This is a genomic window from Streptomyces sp. NPDC003943 (assembly GCF_053605265.1).
Window position 1 is genome coordinate 112,397 of sequence record NZ_JBSGIW010000008.1, and the last position, 19,580, is coordinate 131,976.

Consider the following 19,580-nt stretch of genomic DNA (forward strand, 5'->3'; position numbering starts at 1 on the left):
GCTTGCCCACACGGAGCGTGATGCCAGGCTTGCTCGGGTCGTGAAATCCCTTGTCGCACCACGGTACGCAGGGATTCTTGACGGCACAGTAGCTCCGAGGTGTGGCGCAGGTCTCTGTTCGCGGGACCAGTCGCCAAATGGGTTTCTTTGTGGAGTCCCTACGAATGGCGCAACCATTCTTTGCGCATGCCTCGGAGCGTGTCCCCGAGTTCGCCCGCGCGGCGCGAACCCTTGTCCGAGGTTTTACCGGCCAGTAGCCTTCGCGATGTCAGACGTACCCGGGGTAACAGCCGTATCAGGGGGTGGCCGAGGTGGCCCGCAGACCGATAGCGCTCGTGACGGCGGCGGTGCTCTTCCTCGAAGCACCCGGCATCGTGGCGATCAACGCGGTCATGGCCCGTTTCGTGCGGGGCCAGTCGATGTCCCTCAACGGGCTCGACCCCGAGCTGATGTACCGCGGCACCTGGGGCCTCGGCCTCGTCTCCGGCGCCCTGCTGCTGTTCTGCGGCCTGGTCCCGCTGATCGCCGGGATACGCGACCGCCGCCCCGGCCGCCCCGGCCGCGTCCTGCTCGTCGGCTGCGCGGTGGTGCACGGCGTGCTCGGCGCCGTGGCGGTCGGGCTGCTCGGCTGGGCGGCCTTCGCGTTCCTGATGGTCGTCGTCGGCCTGATCGTGCTCACGCTGGTGGCGTACGGGGAGACCGCGGCCGACGCGGAGCCGGCCGCGGCCCAGGCGGCCTAGGCCCCAGGTGCAGGCTGCCCAGGCCGAGGCGGCCCAGCTCCGGGCGGCCTAGGTCCAGAGGTCGGTGATCGAGACGTCCAGCTTCGCCAGCAGGCGGCGGAGCAGCGGCAGCGAGAGGCCGATGACGTTGCCCGGGTCGCCGTCGATGCCGTCGATGAACGGCGCCGAGCGCCCGTCGAGCGTGAACGCGCCCGCCACGTGCAGCGGTTCGCCGCTCGCCACGTACGCGGCGATCTCGGCGTCCGTGGGCTCGCCGAAGCGGACGACGGTGGAGGCGGTGGCCGACTCGTAGCGCTTGGCCGTCGTGTCGTACACGCAGTGGCCCGTCTGGAGGATGCCGACCCGGCCGCGCATCGACTTCCAGCGCGCGACGGCCTCCTCCGCGTCGGCCGGCTTGCCGAGCGCCTGCTTGTCCAGCTCCAGGACCGAGTCGCAGCCGATCACCAGGGCTCCCATCGCCTCGGGCCGCGCGGCCACATGGGCGGCCTTGGCCTCGGCGAGGGCGAGGGCCAGGTCGGCCGGGGTCGGCGCGTGCACCTTGTCCTCGTCCACACCGCTCACGATCACCTCGGGGGAGAGGCCGGCCTGCCGGAGCAGTCCGAGCCGGGCGGGGGAGGCGGAGGCGAGCACGACACGGCGGCGATCAGCAGTCATGGCAGCAGCGTAGCGAGCCCGTCCGGCGCGTGCCCTGAACAGCCCTCACCTGCCGGCGATGAACATTAAGACCACCATCGCCAGGGCGAGTACGACGCCCGCGCGGCGCAGCATCGCCGCCATGTCGTGGAGTTCCTCCGGCGGCTCGTCGTCGGGGTCGGACCAGAGCATGCCTCCGATCCTGGGGCCCGGAGGGCCCGGGGCGCCTGAGTACGGGTACTCAAGCGCCCTGCGCGTAAGGGCTAGTCCGTCCCTTGGACCAGTCCCGTTCCCGTCCCTTGGGCTAGTCCCGTCCGTCCCGCGTGCGGGCGAACGCGCCGGCCGCCGCCGCGGCGAGCGCGGCGACGACGGACCGCTCCGCGTCGGCCGGCCGCAGCTCCTCCCGGCTGATCGCGAAGCGGTAGTAGAGCGGCGCCGAGACGGCCCGGAGGAGTTCGAGGGCGTCGATGTCGGCGGGCAGTTCGCCGCGGTCCACCGCGCGGCTCACGACGGGTGCCCATTCGGCCAGCCGGGTGCGGTAGAAGCCGCGCAGCGCGCTCGCGCAGACCGGGTCGCAGGCCGCCGCCGCGATCACGGCGCGGAAGAGGGCGGCGAGCCGGGGGTCGGTGAGCGAGTCGTGGACCAGGTCGGCGTTGGCCTGGAGGTCGCCCGCGAGGCTGCCGGTGTCGGCGGAGGGCAGCGAGCGCTCGGCCATGTCGCGCAGCAGGTCGGTGACGAGCCCGACGGGGGAGCCCCAGCGGCGGTAGACGGTGGTCTTGCCGACGCCCGCGCTCGCGGCGATCTGGTCCATGTTGAGGGTGTGGAAGCCCGCGGTCACCAGGGCGTCCTCGGTCGCGTCGAGGACGGCCCTGCGGACCTTCGCGGTACGGCCGCCGGGGCGCACGGTGCCGGGCTCTGCCGGCAGGCTCTCGCTCAAACGGGTCTCCTGTTCCATTAGCGGCTCTGGCTCTGCTACCGTCTGGGACATCTTAACGGAACTAGCCTCCCATTAAGGGGTCCCGTTCATGGTTGCGCTCGATGTTCCCACCGTCGCCCCCCGCCTCGCCGGGCGGATGCGACTCGTCCTCGTGGTCCTCCTCGTCGCCCAGTTCATGCTGGCCGTCGACTTCTCGATCCTGAACGTCGCCCTGCCCGTCATCGGCCAGGGGCTGGGCTTCAGCACGGGCGGCCTCCAGTGGATCGCGACCGCCTTCGCGCTCGCCGCCGCCGGCTTCACCCTGCTCTTCGGCCGGGTCGCCGACCTCGTCGGCCGCCGCCGGATCTTCCTCGGCGGCATGGCCGTCCTGGGCGCCGCCTCCCTCGCCGGCGGACTCGCCACCGGCCCGGAGACGCTGATGGCCGCGCGCGTCGCCCAGGGCCTCGCCACCGCCGCCGTCACCCCCGCCGGGCTCTCGCTGCTCACCTCCGCCTTCCCCGAGGGGCCGCTGCGCGACCGGGCGCTCGGCCTCAACGGGGCCCTGATGTCCGCCGGCTTCACGACCGGTGCCGTCCTCGGCGGCGTGCTCACCGATCTGCTCTCCTGGCGCTGGGCCTTCTTCGTCAACGTGCCCGTCGCCCTCGCCGTCCTCCTCGTCGCCCCCGCCGTACTGCGGGAGAGCCGCCCGGCCGCCCGGCCCCGGCTCGACGTGCCCGGCGCCGCCACCGTCACCGGCGGTCTGCTCGCCCTCGTGTACGGGCTCACCGCGGCCGGCGAACGCGGCTGGACCGACCCCGTCGTCCTCGGCGCCCTCGTCGCGGCGGCCGCACTGCTCACCGCGTTCGTCCTCGTCGAGCGCCGGGCCGCCGCCCCGCTCGTACCGGTCCGCGTCCTGAAGCGCCGCACCGTCGTCCTGGGCAACCTCGCCGGGCTCGTCGCCTTCGCCACCGAGACCTCGCTGGTCTTCCTGATGACCCTGCACCTTCAGGAGGTACTCGGCTTCTCACCGCTCGCCGCCGGCCTCTCCTTCGGCGTCCTCGGCGCGGGCACGGTCCTCGGCGGGCTGCTCGCCCCGCGCTTCATCGGCCGCCTCTCGGCCCGTACGGCCCTGATCGCCGGCGGAGCGCTCCAGGCCGCTGCCACCCTCTGCCTCGTCGAGCCCTCGTACGGCGTGCTGCTCGCCGCCACCTTCGCGGGCGGCGTCGGCAACATGCTGGCGATCGTCGGCTTCATGGTCACCGCGACCTCGGGGCTCCCGGACGCCGAGCAGGGCATGGCCACCGGCATCGCCACGATGACCCAGCAGATCGGCATCACGCTCGGCACGCCGGTGATGAGCGCCGTCGTCGTCACCGCGACCACCCTGCCGGCCGGCCTCGGCCGCGCGGTCCTGGTCGACGCGGCCGTCGTCCTCGCGGGGGTGCTCGCCGCCGCCCTGTTCCTGAGGAGGCCCCGTCAGCAGGAGGGGCGGTAGGCGAGCTGCGGGAAGAGTGCCTTCCACTGGTCGGGCTCGACGCCGAGCGGATGCGACGCGCAGAGGCGGTGGTAGATCTTCCGGGTGTCACGGTCGAGGAGGTACGTGAACTCCGGGCCGTGACTGCCGGAGAACCGGGGCACCGCGATGGCGTACGGACTCCCGCCCGGCAGCAGCGTCACGCTGCCCACGCCGTCGAGGGTGGCGACGGCCGGCATCCGCCAGCTGCCGTCCTTTTCGACATCCCAGATGCGGTAAGGCTCACCGGTGAGCACCCGGGTGCCGTCCGGGTCGGGCGTGATGTCTTCGATCTCGCGGTCGAAGCGCATGGTGTGCCGGAGGACCGGGTGCGCCGGGTCGCGGATGTCGTACAGCCGTACGGTGCCGTCCTGGAGGGTCGTCGCGAGCAGGCCGTCGCCGATCCAGGTGTAGCCGCGCTGGGTCGCCGGGAGTTTCCCCAGGAACGCGGGGTGCCGGACGTCCCGCATGTCGTACAGCTTGGCGCTCTGGTCGATCCCGTCGGTGAGCAGCAGTCGCAGGGAGTGGATGTACGCGGCCCCGCTGCGGGCCGCGTCCAGCATCGGCTTGGGCACGCGGAACGGGTGCGCGGGATCCTTCAGGTCCCACAGACGCAGGTCGAGGCCCCGTTCCGTGGCGCTTCCGCCCTCCACGGTCGCGAGTACGCGCGGGCCCATGAAGAACATGCTGTCGGGCTCGGGGGACGGCTTCACCCGGATCACGGCGCGCCGCACGGGGCGACGCGGGTCGTGGATGTCCCAGACCGTCGCCGTCGGATCCGTGGAGGTGCCGATGACCAGCAGCTCGCCGTCGGGCGAAATGGCGGTCCGCAGCCACGCGTCCGTTCGTGCCGGGATCTCGCCGCCCGCCACCGGCGGCCCGTCCCCGCCCAGGTCCCAGACCCTGAAGGCGTGCTCGTCGGTGCCCTCGGTCCAGCGGTGCGCGAGCAGCATCGGCCGGTCGCGGCCGGGCAGGAAGTACTTGGCCTCCCACGGCCGGGGCACGGTGAACCGGAGCTTCGGCGCCCGCCCTTCTGCGGTGTCCGCCGTGCTCATGTCCCAGACGCGCGGCACGCTGTCCAGCGAGCCGGCCACCGACTCGCTGGTGAGCACCAGGCGGCCGTCCTCGCTGTACGGCCGCGCTCCCGCGGCCCCGTCCCCCAGCGTCCCGTTCAGGGCGAGCGCGGGCGCTCGCTCGGGCCACAGCCGTACGTTGCCGCCGACGTCGCCCGTCGCGAGATAGGCACCGTCGGGGCTGTAGGCGACGGCCTGCGCGTGCTCGGCGCCCGGCAGCGAGTCGCCCTCGGCGGTGGACGCGAGCAACTCAGGGCCGTCCTTCTCGGCGACCTGCCGGACCTTGGCGCCGCTGGACTGGGCGGCGGCGGCGAGCATCGTGCCGTCGGGCCGGAAGCTCAGCGAGGGCAGGCTGTCGCTGTAGCCCCACTTGTTCTGGAACGTGTCCGTGGCCCTGACCCGCGAGAGCCGCCGCCCGCCGTCCTGCACCGTCCACCAGGCCATCACGCCCTGGCCACCGGTCGCCACCAGCAGGTCCCGCTTCGGGTGGAATGCCACCGCCATCACGGAGTCGGCGGTGGCAGTGGTCAGCAGCGCCGGGCGGGCCGGGTCGCGGATGTCCCACAGCCGCACCTCGGCGGGCCGGCCCTTGCTGACGCCGTTGCCGGTGGCCAGGAAACGCCCGTCGCGGTTGAACTTCACCGACATCAGGTCCACCCGGGCGACCTTCCGGTCGTACAGCGGGCGCGGACGAGCGGGGGCGGAAACGTCCCACAGCCGCAGCCGACCGTTCTTCCCGCCCGCCGCGAGCGTCCGCCCGTCCGGGCTGAAGGCGAGGCTGTACGACTGTTCCTCGGCGAGCGGCAGGCGCCCGAGCTGCTTCGGGTGGCCGGGATCGGTCGCGTCCCACAGCCTCAGCTCGTCCTTGGCCAGCGCGGCGAGCAGCGGGGTGCGCGGGGAGAAGGCGATCGGCGCGGTGCCGTGCAGGGTCAGGGCCTTGCCGAGGACCGGCGCGTTCGGCAGGGACACGTCCCACAGGCGGACGAGCCCCGTGCGCTGGCTGGTGGCGAGGATCCGGCCGCCCGCCCCGTACGCCAGATTCACCACGGGCTGCCGCGCCCCGCCCCGCAGGTCCACCTGCGACCGGGAGAGGTAGGAGGCGTACAGGCTGGACCGCGTCGCGCTGGTGTCGGCGGCGCGGTACGCGGCGAGACTCAGCCGCAGCGCGGTCTGCGGGTCCCGCTCGCGCATGGTGTCGGCCTGGGCGGCCAACTGCTCGGCGACCGCGACGGTCTCGCGCGCCTCGGCGTCGGCCTGGGCGCTGCGGGCCCGCACGCCGAAGAACGAGGCGAGAACGGCGAGCACGGCCATGACGGCGACGACGCCGGCGAGGATGCCGAGGGTGCGACGCTCGGCCCGTTCACTCGCGGCGAGGAAGTCCCGCTCGACGGGCCGGAGGCGGGTGGCCGCGCCGTTCGCGCGGGAACCGACACCGTCGCCCGCCGCCGGAGGGGCCGGCTCGCGCGGGGTCCCGCTCTCGGCCGCCTCGGGCAGACGCCGGGCGGGCAGCGGGACGCGGGCGCGGACGCGGCCCCGTAGGCCGGCCCCGGTCGTCTCTCCTTCGGCCGGCTCGGGCCGACCGTGGGCGGCCCGCTGCTCGCCGCGCGGCAGCGGGAGGCGGGCCTGGGCCCCGGTCGTCTCGCCCTCGGGCGGCTCGGACGGCCCGCGGACGTCTCGTCGCTCTCCCCGTGCGGGCAGCGCGGCGCGGACCCGGTGCCGGAGTCCGGACCCTGTCGCCGTGCCCCTCAACGCCTGGCGTGCCGCCGCCAGTTGGTCGCCGCGGTACAGGGCGCTGTTCTTGCGGCCGCCCTCGTGCCAGCTGTCGGCCGCGTCGCCGACTCGGCGGCGGACGAGCAGGCGGACGCGGTCGTCGCGGATCCAGTCGCGGAGTCGGGGCCAGCCGTAGAGCAGCGAGTCGTGGCAGAGCTGGGCCTCGTCGCGGTCGAGGACGACCAGGCGGGTGTCGGCGAGGCGGTCGAGGAGTTCGCGGTCGGCGTCGCCCTCCGTCTCCGGGACCGGCAGGCGGCGGCGGGCCGCGCGGCCCTCGGCGTCCACCAGGGTCACCATGCGCAGCAGGAGTTCGCGCAGCCGCTCGCGGCCCGCCGCGTCCAGCGCGTCGTGCAGTTCGTCCGCGACCCGGGCGACCGAGCCGCGGATGCCGCCGGCCGCCTCGTAGCCGGCGAAGGTCAGCAGGGTGCCCCGGCGCCTGGCCCAGGTCTGCTGGAGCGCGTGCGCGAGGAAGGGCAGGGCGACCGCGTCGCGCTCGCCGCCCGGCGCCTCGCGGCGCAGCTCGTGCAGCAGATGGTCGACGAGCCCTTCCTCCAGGCGCAGTCCGGCGTGCGCGGCGGGCCGCTCGACGGCGGCGCGCAGCTCGTCCTCGGACAGTGCGGGGACGCTGAACTGCCCGCTCCGCAGCAGCCGCGCGAGCCGCTCGTCGCGCCTGCAGGAGCCGTAGAAGTCGTCCCGGAGGCCGAGCACGATCCGCGGCCCGGTGGCCGGGTCGGCGCCGGACACGGCCCGGACGAACAGCTCGCGCTCCTCCGGGTCCTCGCAGTCGGTGAAGATCTCCTCCAGCTGGTCGACGACGAGCACTTCCGGCCCGCCCGGTCCGAACCGCCCGGCCCCCACCTCCCGTTCGACCTCCGCGAACGGCCGGTCCACCGCCCGCGCCCAGTGCTCGACGAGCGTGCGGAACGGCCGCGCGCCCGGCCCCGGCACCAGCAGCACCCGGCCCGCGCCGCGCTCTTCGAGGCCCGCGACGAGCCCGGCGCGCAGCAGCGAGGACTTGCCGGCGCCGGACGCTCCGACGAGCACCACCGGACCGGACCCGTGCGCCACCCGGTCGATCAGGTCCCCGGTCAACTCCTCGCGCCCGAAGAAGAGATGGCGCTGCTCCGGCAGGAACGGCCGCATCCCGGGGTACGGACACGGACCCTCGGCCGCCGGGACCTCGGCGTCCTCCGGGACGGCCGCCGTGCCGAGGTAGCCGGCGTTCCGGGTGAGGACGAGATCGCTCGCCCGGCCCACCCCGTCCGCGTACGGGCGGGCCGGGCCGCCCTGGAAGCGCCGGTCGAGCAGGCGGTAGACGTCCAGCAGCGTGAACCACTGCGGACCGCTCGGGTCGCCGTCCTCCAGGAGCCGGATCAGCTCGCCGCCGAACAGCGTGTACGGCTCGTCGGCGGGCGCGAAGGAGGCGCCGTAGCCGGTCGCCGAGGCCAGCAGGAAGCTGCCCTGCGGGCGGGCGCTGGCGTACGGGTCGCGGTGGGCGTCGCTCGGGGCGGATCGGGCCCGGCCGGAGAAGCAGCAGTCGAGGACGACGACCCCGCGTGCGGACGCTCCGGCGATCAGGTCGCGGATCTCCTCGTACGACACGGAGGCGACGGTGTCGTCGGCGCGGGCCGTGCGGGCGGTGGCCAGATAGAGCCGTCCGAGCGGGCCGAGCAGGCCGTGGCCGGTGAAGCAGAACAGCACCGTGCCGCCTTGGGCGCGCTCCACGGCGGCCTGCAGCGCGGCGAGCACCTCCTCCCGGCTCTCCGGGTCGATGACCTCGGTGACCCGGTCCGCCGCCATCCCGCAGCGCTCGCGCAGCACCCGGGCCAGCTCGCGGGCGGTGTGCGCCGCGCTGGGCAGGTCGGCGAGCCGCGCGTCACCGCCGCCCGCGCCCTGCCGCCCGGTGCCGACCACGACGGCATGGCAGTCCGCCCCGGCGAGGTCCCCCCACGGCCCGGGCACGGTCAGGGACTCTCCGGATCCGAGGACTGGGCCGCGGTCTGCCTCGCCGCCTCCCGCGCCTGCGGCGGCTCAAGCGCTCGCGCCACCTGCTGCGCCAGCTCGCCGCTGCTCTGCGGCGTGAGACCGCGTACGCCCTCCGAGGTGACCACGACCTGGGTGCCGTCCGGCTTGGTGATCGTCACGGTCTGGGTGCCGCGCCGGGTCTGCAGCCAGGCCACCACGCCGGCCGCCAGCGTCACGGTCAGGCCGCCGGGCTGGAGCAGCAGCTCGATGATCGTGCCGATCGCGCCCATCGATCCGGGAGCCGGCGACGCGGGCACGAGCGGGACGACGGCGGGCCGCAGCTCGGGGTCGTCGCGCAGCCACTGCCGCAGCTCGTAGGCGTCCGCGGCGGTACCGCTGACCTCCAGGGCGATCTCCACGTGCACGGACCTCCGTAGGCTCCTCGGCGCTCCGTCGCCTCGGAGCGGAGCCGTACGAGGCTACGCCCGTAACTCCCGTACCTCCAGGCCGATTTCGGCCGCCGCGTGGTTCCGGGTACGCCGGAGGCCGGACCCCCGCACAGGGGGTCCGGCCTTCACGGACGAATCACCGGACGGAAGTCCCTACACCGGCCAGTAGGAGCGCGCCCACGACCGCGGGCCCGGCCGCGGCCGGACGCTGCGCGCGATCCGTGCCGGGTCCGACCAGCCCTCGGGCACCTTCGGGCCGCTGCCCGCGGCGGCCGCCGCCGCCGTGGCCGCGGCCCGGGCCTGGACCACCGCCAGTGCGGCGGCCAGCTCCTCCGGGGTCGGGTTTCCTCGTACGACCTTGATCATCGTGTTGTCCCTCCCGAGGGGTGACAGCGGCTAGAGCGGGATGTTGCCGTGCTTCTTCGGGGGCAGGGATTCCCGCTTCGTCCGCAGCTGACGCAGGCCCTTCACGACCTGCGCGCGGGTCTCGGACGGCAGGATCACCCCGTCGATGTAGCCGCGCTCGGCCGCGATGTACGGGTTGAGCAGCGTGTCCTCGTACTCCTGGATCAGCCGCGTGCGCACCGCCTCGACGTCCTCGCCGTTCGCCTCCGCCTCGGCGAGCGTGCGCCGGTGCAGGATGTTGACCGCGCCCTGCGCGCCCATGACCGCGATCTGGGCGGTCGGCCAGGCCAGGTTGAGGTCGGCGCCGAGGTGCTTGGAGCCCATGACGTCGTACGCGCCGCCGAACGCCTTGCGGGTGATGACGGTGATCAGCGGGACGGTCGCCTCGGCGTACGCGTAGATCAGCTTCGCGCCGCGCCGGATGATGCCCTCGTGCTCCTGGCCGACGCCCGGCAGGAAGCCCGGCACGTCGACGAAGGTCAGCACCGGGATGTTGAAGGCGTCGCAGGTGCGCACGAAGCGCGCGGCCTTCTCGGAGGCGCCGATGTCGAGGCAACCGGCGAACTGCATCGGCTGGTTGGCGACGACGCCGACCGGGAAGCCCTCGACGCGGCCGAAGCCGGTGAGGATGTTCGGCGCGAACAGGGCCTGGGTCTCCAGGAACTCGCCGTCGTCGAGGACGTGCTCGATGACGGTGTGCATGTCGTACGGCTGGTTCGCGGAGTCCGGGATGAGCGTGTCGAGCTCGCGGTCCTCGTCCGTCACCTCGGTGTCGGCCACCTCGGGGAAGGCGGGCGCCTCGGACAGGTTGTTCGAAGGCAGGTAGGACAGAAGGGACTTGACGTACTCGATCGCGTCCTTCTCGTCGCCCGCCATGTGGTGGGCCACGCCGGACGTGGAGTTGTGGGTGCGGGCGCCGCCCAGCTCCTCGAAGCCGACGTCCTCGCCGGTGACCGTCTTGATGACGTCGGGTCCGGTGATGAACATGTGCGAGGTCTGGTCGACCATCACCGTGAAGTCGGTGATCGCGGGGGAGTAGACCGCGCCGCCCGCGCACGGGCCGACGACCAGCGAGATCTGCGGGATCACGCCGGAGGCGTGGGTGTTGCGGCGGAAGATCTCGCCGTACATGCCGAGGGCGCTGACGCCCTCCTGGATCCGGGCGCCGCCGGAGTCGTTGATGCCGATGACCGGGCAGCCGGTCTTCAGCGCGAAGTCCATCACCTTGATGATCTTCTGGCCGAAGACCTCGCCGAGGGCACCGCCGAAGACGGTGAAGTCCTGCGAGAAGACGGCGACCGGGCGCCCGTCCACCGTGCCGTAGCCGGTGACGACACCGTCGCCGTACGGGCGGTTCTTCTCCAGGCCGAAGTTGCTGGAGCGGTGCCGGGCCAGCTCGTCCAGCTCCACGAACGAACCTTCGTCGAGCAGCAGTGCGATGCGCTCGCGCGCGGTCAGCTTCCCCTTCGCGTGCTGCTTCTCCACGGCGCGCGCGGAACCGGCGTGCGTGGCCTCGCCGATCCGGCGCTCCAGATCCGCGATCTTGCCCGCGGTCGTGTGAATGTCGATCTCGTTGTGCTCTGCCGGCTCGGACATCGGGATGCGGCTCCCTGCCTGGTCACGGGGGATCTCGTGGAATGCGAAGCGACCCGAGAAGTGACCACGAATGGACTACGGAGGACTACTCCTTGGCTACTGCGTCGTAGCGTATCGGCGCCCTCACGGTTCACGCAGTGCGGCGTTTGCCACACCTACGCTGACTTGCATGACGTCCTCCCAAGGCTCAGCGGGACGCTGGTCCGACCTCGACCGCCCCCCGCTCAACGCTTCCGCCCTGCGCAACGCGCTCGTCCTCCCCGACGGCCTGTGGACCTCCCTCGACGTCGTCGAGACCACCGGCTCCACCAACTCCGACCTGGCCGCCCGCGCGGACGAACTCCCCGAAGGCGCCGTGCTCGTCGCCGAGGAGCAGACCTCGGGACGCGGCCGCCTCGACCGCACCTGGACCGCCCCCGCCCGCTCCGGACTCTTCGTCTCCGTCCTGCTCAAGCCCGCCGTGCCCGTGCAGCACTGGGGCTGGCTGCCGCTGCTCACCGGCGTGGCCGCCGCCACCGGCCTCGCGAGGGCCGCCGGCGCCGACCTCTCCCTCAAGTGGCCCAACGACCTGCTCGTGAAAGTCGCGGGCGAGGAACGCAAGACCGGCGGCATCCTCGCCGAGCGGGCCGGCGGGGACGGCGTCGTCGTCGGCCTCGGCCTCAACGTCACCCTCCGCGCCGACGAGCTCCCCGTCCCGGCCGCCGGTTCCCTCCTCCTCGCCGACGCCGTCTCCACCGACCGCGACACCCTGCTGCGGGCCGTCCTGCGCTCCCTGGAGCAGTGGTACGGCGACTGGGTGCGGGCCGAGGGCGACCCGGCCGCCTCCGGGCTCCTGGAGGCGTACACGAAGGCCTGCGCCACCCTCGGCCGCCGGGTCCGCGCCGACCTGCCCGGCGAACGCATGCTGGAGGGCGACGCCGTCGCCGTCGACAGCGACGGACGGCTCGTCGTCGAGACGGAGGGCGGTGGCACGGAGGCCGTCGCGGCCGGTGACATCGTCCATCTGAGGGCCGCGTGAGCTCCGCAGGCTGACCTCCCGCACGGCTCACGCCCCATCCTGGTGCGGTGAGGGCGTGAGCCAGCACACACCTGTCGTATCGTTGACCGCGATCCACGCGACAGATCGGCAGGGCAAGTGGGCAGGGAACGGGCAGGAGGCGGCCGGTGACCGTCGACGACGCGGACAACGGCGACCCCGGGGCCGAACAGCCGGCCGCGAATCCCACCTATCCCACGCCCCACCATGTCGTCGACCACACGGCGGAGCCGACCGACGACCCCCTCGCGATCCGCCTGGAACAGCTGATCCTCGGCGCCGACCGCCGCTACACCCCCTTCCAGGCCGCCCGCACCGCCGGCGTCTCCATGGAGCTCGCCTCCCGCTTCTGGCGCGCCATGGGCTTCGCCGACATCGGCCAGGCCAAGGCGCTCACCGAGGCCGACGTGCTCGCGCTGCGCCGCCTCGCGGGTCTCGTCGAGGCCGGCCTGCTCAGCGAGCCGATGGCCGTGCAGGTCGCCCGGTCCACCGGACAGACCACCGCCCGGCTCGCCGAGTGGCAGATCGACTCCTTCCTGGAGGGCCTCACCGAGCCGCCCGAGCCCGGCATGACCCGCACCGAGGTCACGTACCCCCTCGTCGAGCTGCTCCTGCCCGAGCTGGAGGAGTTCCTCATCTACGTGTGGCGCCGCCAGCTCGCCGCCGCCACCGGCCGGGTCGTGCAGGCCGCCGACGACGAGGAGATGGTCGACCGCCGGCTCGCCGTCGGCTTCGCCGACCTCGTCGGCTTCACCCGGCTCACCCGGCGCCTGGAGGAGGAGGAGCTCGGCGAACTCGTCGAGGCCTTCGAGACCACCTGCGCCGACCTGGTCGCCGCGCACGGCGGCCGGCTCATCAAGACCCTCGGCGACGAGGTGCTGTACGCGGCCGACGACGCCGGCACCGCCGCCGAGATCGGACTGCGCCTCATCGAGACCCTCGGCCACGACGAGACCATGCCCGCGCTCCGGGTCGGCCTCTCCTTCGGCACCGTCACGACCCGGATGGGCGACGTCTTCGGCACCACGGTCAACCTGGCCAGCCGGCTCACCTCGATAGCGCCGAAGGACGCCGTCCTCGTCGACAGCGCCCTCGCCGAGGAGCTGACCCGCACCGGTGAGGCGCCGGTCTCCGAGACCCAGGCGGCGGAGGAGGCCGCCCGCGCCGACAAGGAGGGCGAGCCGGCCCCGTCGTACCGCTTCGCGCTCCAGCCGATGTGGCAGCGGCCGGTGCGCGGACTCGGTGTGGTGGAGCCCTGGCTGCTGAGCCGCCGTCCGACCTAAGATCTCCGGTGAACAGCCGTTAACAGGCGTTAACTGGCTTCGACCGGGAGGGTGTACGGCCATGTCCGAGCAGTCCGAGCAGCGTTTTGGTGAGTTCGTCGTGATCCGGCGGGACGAGCGCGGCCATGTCGCCGAGCTCGTCCTCGACCGGCCCAAGGCGATGAACGCGGTCTCCTCGGAGATGGCCCGCTCCATCGGCGCCGCCTGCGCCGCGCTCGCCGCCGACCCGGCCGTCCGCGTGACCGTGCTGACCTCGTCGAACGACCGGGCCTTCTGCGTCGGCGCCGATCTCAAGGAGCGCAACTCCTTCAGCGACGCCGACCTGGTCCGGCAGCGGCCGGTGGCCCGCGCCGCGTACACCGGCGTCCTGGAGCTGCCCATGCCGACCGTGGCGGCCGTGCACGGCTTCGCGCTCGGCGGCGGTTACGAGCTGGCGCTGTCCTGTGACGTGATCGTGGCCGACGCGACCACCGTCGTCGGCCTGCCCGAGGTCTCGGTCGGCGTGATCCCGGGCGGCGGCGGCACGCAGCTGCTGCCGCGCCGGGTGGGCGCGGCCCGCGCCGCCGAGCTGGTCTTCACGGCGCGCCGGGTGGAGGCGGCCGAGGCGCGCGAGCTCGGCATGGTGGACCTCCTGGAGGACGACGCCCGGACCGCAGCGCTGGAGCTGGCCGGGCGGATCGCGGCCAACTCGCCGGTCGGCCTGCGCGCCGCCAAGAAGGCGATGCGGCTCGGCGTCGGCCTGGACCTGCGGGCCGGCCTGGAGGTCGAGGACGGAGCCTGGCGTTCGGTGGCGTTCTCCGGCGACCGCGCGGAGGGCGTGGCGGCGTTCAACGAGAAGCGGAAGCCGGAGTGGCCGGGCGAGTGAGCCCCGGGGCTCCGGAGGCGGGCCGGCCGGCTGCTCTCCGTGTGCAATTGCTCCAGATTTTCACCATATGTAACTTTCCGTGACGTCTCAGTGGGGAAAACGGACCAAACCTCCCTAAGCTGGAGGAATGGGCGAGGATGTGCGGTTGCGGGCCGTAGTGGCACTGGCGCAGGCGATGGCGGCGGCGCACACTCCGCGGGAGTTCTGGCGGGCTGCCGCACTCGGCGCCGGTGAGGCGCTGGGCGGCAGCTTCGCCGCGCTCTCCGTCTGGCAACGGGACCGCGGCCGGCTGAAGGTCCTCGTGAACGCCGGACAGCGGGCGGTGGGCGAGGAGGAGTTCCCGGACTCCGAGACGTACCCCGTGCACCAGTTCCCGGAGATCACCGAGTTCCTGCACGAGCACTGGGCGGGCGGCGGCGAGCCGGACGCCTGGGTGGAGACCGTCGACGACCGGGTCTCCACCGGCCGGGTCACCGGCCTGCGCCGACGCGGCCGCGGCTGCTGCGTGGTCGCGCCGATCGTGCTCCACGGCCGGGCCTGGGGCGAGCTGTACGTGGCCAGGCCGGCCGGGGCGGTGCCCTTCACCCGGGACGAGGCCGACTTCGCGACCGTCCTCGCGGCGGTCGTCGCGGCCGGCATCGCCCAGGCCGAGCGCCTGGAGGAGGTCCGCAAGCTGGCCTTCACCGACCCGCTCACCGGCCTCGCCAACCGCCGCGCCGTCGACACCCGCCTCGACCAGGCCATCGAGCGCTACCGCGCCGACGGCTCCGTCGTCAGCCTCATGGTCTGCGACCTCAACGGCCTCAAGCGGGTCAACGACACCCACGGCCACGCCGTCGGCGACCGCCTCCTCGAACGGTTCGGCTCCGTACTCTCCCGCTGCGGTGCGCAGCTTCCCGGCGCGCTCGCGGCCCGGCTCGGCGGCGACGAGTTCTGCCTCCTGACCGTCGGCCCGACGGCCGACGAGGTCGTGGCCGTCGCCGAGGAACTGTGCGTACGGGCTGCGGAGCTGGAGCTGGGCGAGGGCGTCGCCTGCGGGGTCGCGTCCACCGGCGACCCGATCGGTCCGCTCAAGTCCGCCCGCCGCCTCTTCCGCCTCGCCGACGCCGCCCAGTACCAGGCCAAGGCCGCCCGCTCCGCCAAGCCCGTCGTGGCGGGCCGCGACGGCACGGTGATCCGGCTCGCCGACGCCCCGCCCGGGGCCAGGGACCGGCGCCGCTTCCGGGACGCACCGCCGGCGGAGCGCACGGAGGGGCGCTCGTAGGACGGGTGCTCCGCTCCCTCTGGCGACCAGGGCAACGGCGTCGCGGTCTGACCCTCAGCCCGCGAGGTCGCTCGTGCACATGCGGCACAGCTTCTCGTCCCCGACCGGCCGGAACAGCATCGGCTGGATGTGCTGGGCGCCCTCGCACTCCACGGCAGACGCCAGCCAGTCCGACAGGCGTGGTCCGATCGACGACGGCGTTCGTTCGGGCACCGGAGGCCTTACGGGCGCCGGCGGCGGGACCTCGCGAAGCAGGTAGCGGAGGAGCCCGCCGGGCCGCTGTACGGGCGTTCCGGCGCCGGGCAGGCCGCGCAGTACGTGCGCGTGAATGTCGGCGGAACTGTGTCCTGCCGCAAGCCAGGCCGCGGCGAGGCGCGCCAGCTCGTCCTTCATTCCTGGTGGGATGTGACGGAGGGCGGGCGAGAGGGCGGGCATCGCGCCGACGAGGGCGCGGGCCTCCTCGGGGATCTCGGGTTCGGCGGGCCCAGGGTCCGGCGCGGGTGCCGGGTCGTCGCGGTCCGGCTCGCGCTCGCCCTGCTCGGGCTCGGGTTCGGGCGGAAGGTCGGAGGTGTTCTCCTCACGTTGTCTTTCTGGATGACGGTCGGTGCGCGGGGCCGTCGGAGCGCCGACGGCCGGAATATCGGCACTCGGCGGCGTGGGTACGGGGACGGGTACGGGAACCGGCATCCGCCCCATCAGCTTGGCGGCCTCGGCCTCGCTCAACGGCCGGTTCGACACGAGCTGTTGCGTCACCCACCGCCCGCCCTGGGCCTGCACCCGCCGCTCGTGGACGAACCCCTCCTCCTTCAACTGCCGCTTCGCCCGGGTGAACGCGCATGCCCCGATCCGGGCACGTTCAGCCGTTCGGGACAGTGATTCACGGGCCCCGTCGGGGAGCGAGAGCTGCCAGGTCAGGAGCCGAACGGCGTCGGAACCAAGCCGCGGATGCCGGATGAGCTCGTGCGAGAACTGGGTGAAGCCGCGCGAGGGCGCGATAAAGTGCCGATACATCATCGGTGGAGGTCCGTCCACTGGTGGTCGAGGCCCTCGCGCATGGTTCCCGCCATCGCGGGGGCCGATTTGCGCTTACCGTATCGCACGTAGAGTGACGGCATGGATGCGTTGAGTGAATATGTCAGAGCCTCAGGGCATCTTGATCTCTTTCATGAGCATTCGGAGCGTCAGGCTGTGCTTCCCGGGCGGAAGCGCGGCCGATGCGGCCTCGGCGTACGCCACTCCGCCCGAGCGGCCACCGGGCCGAACCAGCCTCAGGCTCCGGTGGAGCTCCAGATGCGTGGCGAACCGGGTTAGCTCGTCGGGCGGTTCGGGACGGGCCTGCTCCTGGGCCCCGACGCCGCCCTTGCCGTCGCCCGGCCGGGCGAGGGGGAGCGACCGGTAAATAATCTGCGCCGCGCAGACGAATGGCTTACTGTCTGCGTGTCGCAAAGATTGCGGCACGCAGATAATCTGCCTCTCGAAGGGAAGCCTCATGCTCACCGTCGCCGTCACCGGTGCCACCGGCGCCCAGGGCGGAGCCACCGCCCGCGCCCTCCTCGCGGCCGGCCAGGGCGTCCGCGCCCTCACCCGCGACCCCGCCTCGCCCGCCGCCCAGGAGCTTCGCGCCCTCGGTGCCGAGATCCGCCGGGCCGACTTCGACGACCGCGACTCGCTCGACGCCGCGCTCGCCGGGGCGGACGCGCTCTTCGCCGTCACCACGCCCTTCGGCACCGGCACCGCCACCGAGATACGGCAGGGCAGGGCGCTCGTCGACGCCGCCGCGGCCGCCGGTGTCGGGCACACCGTCTTCACGTCCGCCGCGCACGCCGACCGGGGCACCGGCGTGCCGCACTACGACAGCAAGTACGCGATCGAGTGTCACCTCCGCGAATCCGGCATGGCCTGGACGGTGATCGCGCCGGCCGCCTTCATGGACAACTACACCGACGGCTGGACGCTCGAAGCCCTCCGCGACGGCACCTTCGCCTGGCCGATGGCCGCCGACGTGCCGCTCACGCTCATCCCCGCCGCCGACATCGGCGCCTTCGCCGCGCTGGTCCTCCGGCGGCCCGCGGAGTTCGCCGGGCGGCGGATCGACATCGCCTCCGACGAGCTGACGCCCGACGCCATGGCGCGGGTCCTGGCCGCTGCCGCCGGACGGCCCGTCGCCCATCACGAGGTGCCCGTCGACGTCGTGCGCAGGTACTCCACCGACCTCGCCGCCATGTTCACGTACTTCGCCGAGCACGGCCTGGCCGTGGACGTCGCCGGCCTGCGCCGCGGGTACCCCGAGGTCGGCTGGCACACCTTCGCCGACTGGGCCGCCGCCCAGGACTGGACCGGCCTCCTCGCCCCCGTTGCCGCAGACTGAGACGGAACCCACGGTCGACTTCCGGTCGACTAGTGACATGTTGCTCTTCAGTCCGTAGGGTGCTGAATATGGATATGCAGACTGTCGTCCTTGGGACGTCCGGCACCACCCCGCAGGACGTCATCGACGTCGCCCGCCACGGCGCGCGCGTCGAGCTGTCATCCGACGCCGTCAAGGCGCTCGCCACCGCCCGCGCGAGCATCGACGCGCTCGCCGCCCAGCCCGAGCCGGTCTACGGCGTCTCCACCGGCTTCGGTGCGCTCGCCACCCGGCACATCGGCCACGACCTCCGCACCCAGCTGCAGCGCAACATCGTCCGCTCGCACGCCGCCGGCATGGGCCCGCGGGTCGAGCGCGAGGTCGTCCGCGCGCTGATGTTCCTGCGGCTCAAGACGGTCGCCTCCGGCCACACCGGCGTCCGCCCCGAGGTCGCCCAGACCATGGCCGACGTGCTCAACGCGGGCATCACCCCGGTCGTCCACGAGTACGGCTCGCTCGGCTGCTCCGGCGACCTCGCGCCGCTCTCCCACTGCGCGCTGGCGCTCATGGGCGAGGGCGACGCCGAGGGCCCCGACGGCGTGGTCAAGCCCGCCGGCGAGCTGCTCGCCGCCGCCGGCATCGAGCCCGTCGTGCTGAAGGAGAAGGAGGGCCTCGCCCTCCTCAACGGCACCGACGGCATGCTCGGCATGCTGATCATGGCCCTCGCGGACCTCGACGTCCTCTACAAGTCGGCCGACGTCACCGCCGCGCTCTCCCTCGAAGCCCTCCTCGGCACCGAGAAGGTCCTGGAGCCCGAGCTGCACGCCATCCGCCCGCACCCCGGCCAGGCCGCCTCCGCCGCCAACATGCTGGCCGTGCTCAAGGGCTCCGAGCTCACCGGGCACTACCAGAGCGGCGAGGCCCCGCGCGTCCAGGACGCCTACTCGGTGCGCTGCGCCCCGCAGGTCGCCGGCGCCGGCCGCGACACCATGGCGCACGCCCTGACCGTCGCCGAGCGCGAGCTGGCCGCCGCCGTCGACAACCCGGTCGTCCTCGCCGACGGCACGGTCCGCTCCAACGGCAACTTCCACGGCGCCCCCGTCGCGTACGTCCTCGACTTCCTCGCGATCGCCGCTGCCGACCTCGCCTCCATCGCCGAGCGCCGCACCGACCGGCTCCTCGACAAGAACCGCTCGCACGGCCTGCCGCCGTTCCTCGCGGACGACGCCGGCGTCGACTCCGGCCTGATGATCGCCCAGTACACGCAGGCCGCCCTGGTCAGCGAGATGAAGCGGCTCGCCGTCCCGGCCTCCGCCGACTCCATCCCGTCCTCGGCGATGCAGGAGGACCACGTCTCCATGGGCTGGTCCGCCGCCCGCAAGCTGCGCACCGCGATCGGCAACCTCAACCGCGTCATCGCCGTCGAGCTGTACGCCGCCACCCGCGGCATCGAGCTGCGCCACGGCCTGGCCCCCGCGCCGGCCTCCGCCGCCGTCATCGAGGCGCTGCGCGCGGCCGGCGTCGAGGGCCCCGGCCCGGACCGCTTCCTCGCGCCCGACCTGGCCGCCGCCGACGCCTTCGTCCGCGAGGGCCGCGTGGTCGCCGCCGTCGAGCCGGTCACCGGACCGCTGGCGTAACGCGCCGTCCCGTACGCACGAAGGGCCGCCCCCGATCGCCGGGGGCGGCCCTTCGTGCGGTGGGGGGGTGCGTTCGGAAGATCACACC

17 protein-coding genes are annotated in these 19,580 nt (G+C 73.5%); 8 read left to right on the forward strand and 9 right to left on the reverse strand.

The annotated features are described in order from the left end of the window. Positions 1–311: 311 nt before the first annotated feature. Positions 312–740: a hypothetical protein gene (locus tag ACWEV0_RS05710; protein ID WP_453146765.1), complete on the forward strand. Its 429-nt coding sequence runs from the start codon at positions 312–314 to the stop codon at positions 738–740. A 48-nt stretch (positions 741–788) separates the two neighbouring features. On the opposite strand, the gene ACWEV0_RS05715 is transcribed toward ACWEV0_RS05710, so the two are convergent. The 3 genes from ACWEV0_RS05715 to ACWEV0_RS05725 all read right to left on the reverse strand — a co-directional run bounded on the left by ACWEV0_RS05715 (position 789) and on the right by ACWEV0_RS05725 (position 2,328). Further along, the gene (locus ACWEV0_RS05715) at positions 789–1,394 is read right to left on the reverse strand and encodes a nucleoside triphosphate pyrophosphatase (protein ID WP_453146767.1); all 606 of its coding nucleotides are present in this window, start codon (positions 1,392–1,394) and stop codon (positions 789–791) included. A gap of 45 nt (positions 1,395–1,439) precedes the next feature. After that, the gene (gene mmpB, locus ACWEV0_RS05720; protein ID WP_453146769.1) at positions 1,440–1,565 is read right to left on the reverse strand and encodes a morphogenic membrane protein MmpB; all 126 of its coding nucleotides are present in this window, start codon (positions 1,563–1,565) and stop codon (positions 1,440–1,442) included. Between the two features lie 112 nt (positions 1,566–1,677). Continuing rightward, positions 1,678–2,328 (reverse strand): TetR/AcrR family transcriptional regulator, encoded by a 651-nt coding sequence (locus tag ACWEV0_RS05725; protein WP_453146770.1) that lies wholly within the window; start codon positions 2,326–2,328, stop codon positions 1,678–1,680. 70 nt (positions 2,329–2,398) lie between these two features. Here ACWEV0_RS05725 and ACWEV0_RS05730 point away from each other — a divergent pair, with 70 nt between their 5' ends. Beyond that, complete coding sequence (locus ACWEV0_RS05730; protein ID WP_453146772.1) at positions 2,399–3,784, forward strand: MFS transporter; 1,386 nt, start codon at positions 2,399–2,401, stop codon at positions 3,782–3,784. Here the strand turns inward: ACWEV0_RS05730 and ACWEV0_RS05735 are convergent. From ACWEV0_RS05735 to ACWEV0_RS05750, 4 genes are all read right to left on the reverse strand, one after another. Further along, positions 3,766–8,607 carry a caspase, EACC1-associated type gene (locus tag ACWEV0_RS05735; protein WP_453146774.1) on the reverse strand — a complete coding sequence of 1,614 codons (4,842 nt, stop codon included), beginning with the start codon at positions 8,605–8,607 and terminating at the stop codon, positions 3,766–3,768. The two genes, ACWEV0_RS05730 and ACWEV0_RS05735, sit on opposite strands and share 19 nt — an antisense overlap. 2 nt (positions 8,608–8,609) lie before the next feature. Beyond that, positions 8,610–9,035: an effector-associated constant component EACC1 gene (locus ACWEV0_RS05740; RefSeq protein ID WP_453146776.1), complete on the reverse strand. Its 426-nt coding sequence runs from the start codon at positions 9,033–9,035 to the stop codon at positions 8,610–8,612. 177 nt (positions 9,036–9,212) lie between these two features. Further along, complete coding sequence (locus tag ACWEV0_RS05745) at positions 9,213–9,425, reverse strand: acyl-CoA carboxylase subunit epsilon (protein WP_453146778.1); 213 nt, start codon at positions 9,423–9,425, stop codon at positions 9,213–9,215. Between the two features lie 30 nt (positions 9,426–9,455). Then, positions 9,456–11,060 carry an acyl-CoA carboxylase subunit beta gene (locus ACWEV0_RS05750; RefSeq protein ID WP_453146779.1) on the reverse strand — a complete coding sequence of 535 codons (1,605 nt, stop codon included), beginning with the start codon at positions 11,058–11,060 and terminating at the stop codon, positions 9,456–9,458. 169 nt (positions 11,061–11,229) lie between these two features. On the opposite strand from ACWEV0_RS05750, the gene ACWEV0_RS05755 reads away from it, so the two are divergent. The 4 genes from ACWEV0_RS05755 to ACWEV0_RS05770 all read left to right on the forward strand — a co-directional run bounded on the left by ACWEV0_RS05755 (position 11,230) and on the right by ACWEV0_RS05770 (position 15,508). Beyond that, positions 11,230–12,078: a biotin--[acetyl-CoA-carboxylase] ligase gene (locus tag ACWEV0_RS05755; protein ID WP_453146780.1), complete on the forward strand. Its 849-nt coding sequence runs from the start codon at positions 11,230–11,232 to the stop codon at positions 12,076–12,078. 146 nt (positions 12,079–12,224) lie between these two features. Beyond that, positions 12,225–13,379 carry an adenylate/guanylate cyclase domain-containing protein gene (locus ACWEV0_RS05760; protein WP_453146781.1) on the forward strand — a complete coding sequence of 385 codons (1,155 nt, stop codon included), beginning with the start codon at positions 12,225–12,227 and terminating at the stop codon, positions 13,377–13,379. Positions 13,380–13,440: 61 nt separating this feature from the next. Beyond that, complete coding sequence (locus tag ACWEV0_RS05765; protein WP_403795911.1) at positions 13,441–14,244, forward strand: enoyl-CoA hydratase/isomerase family protein; 804 nt, start codon at positions 13,441–13,443, stop codon at positions 14,242–14,244. Positions 14,245–14,371: 127 nt separating this feature from the next. Further along, the gene (locus tag ACWEV0_RS05770; RefSeq protein WP_453146783.1) at positions 14,372–15,508 is read left to right on the forward strand and encodes a diguanylate cyclase domain-containing protein; all 1,137 of its coding nucleotides are present in this window, start codon (positions 14,372–14,374) and stop codon (positions 15,506–15,508) included. A gap of 54 nt (positions 15,509–15,562) precedes the next feature. On the opposite strand, the gene ACWEV0_RS05775 is transcribed toward ACWEV0_RS05770, so the two are convergent. Further along, positions 15,563–16,318 carry a hypothetical protein gene (locus ACWEV0_RS05775; RefSeq protein ID WP_453146785.1) on the reverse strand — a complete coding sequence of 252 codons (756 nt, stop codon included), beginning with the start codon at positions 16,316–16,318 and terminating at the stop codon, positions 15,563–15,565. 333 nt (positions 16,319–16,651) lie between these two features. Beyond that, a complete protein-coding gene (locus ACWEV0_RS05780) occupies positions 16,652–16,999 on the reverse strand; it encodes a hypothetical protein (protein WP_453146787.1) in 348 nt (115 codons plus the stop codon). Here ACWEV0_RS05780 and ACWEV0_RS05785 point away from each other — a divergent pair. Continuing rightward, positions 16,998–17,876, forward strand: coding sequence for an NmrA/HSCARG family protein (locus ACWEV0_RS05785; RefSeq protein ID WP_453146789.1), 879 nt, complete (start codon positions 16,998–17,000; stop codon positions 17,874–17,876). The two genes, ACWEV0_RS05780 and ACWEV0_RS05785, sit on opposite strands and share 2 nt — an antisense overlap. Before the next feature lie 74 nt (positions 17,877–17,950). After that, entirely contained in the window at positions 17,951–19,492 is a 1,542-nt protein-coding gene (gene hutH / locus ACWEV0_RS05790; RefSeq protein ID WP_453146806.1) for a histidine ammonia-lyase, read from the forward strand. Positions 19,493–19,580 lie beyond the last annotated feature (88 nt).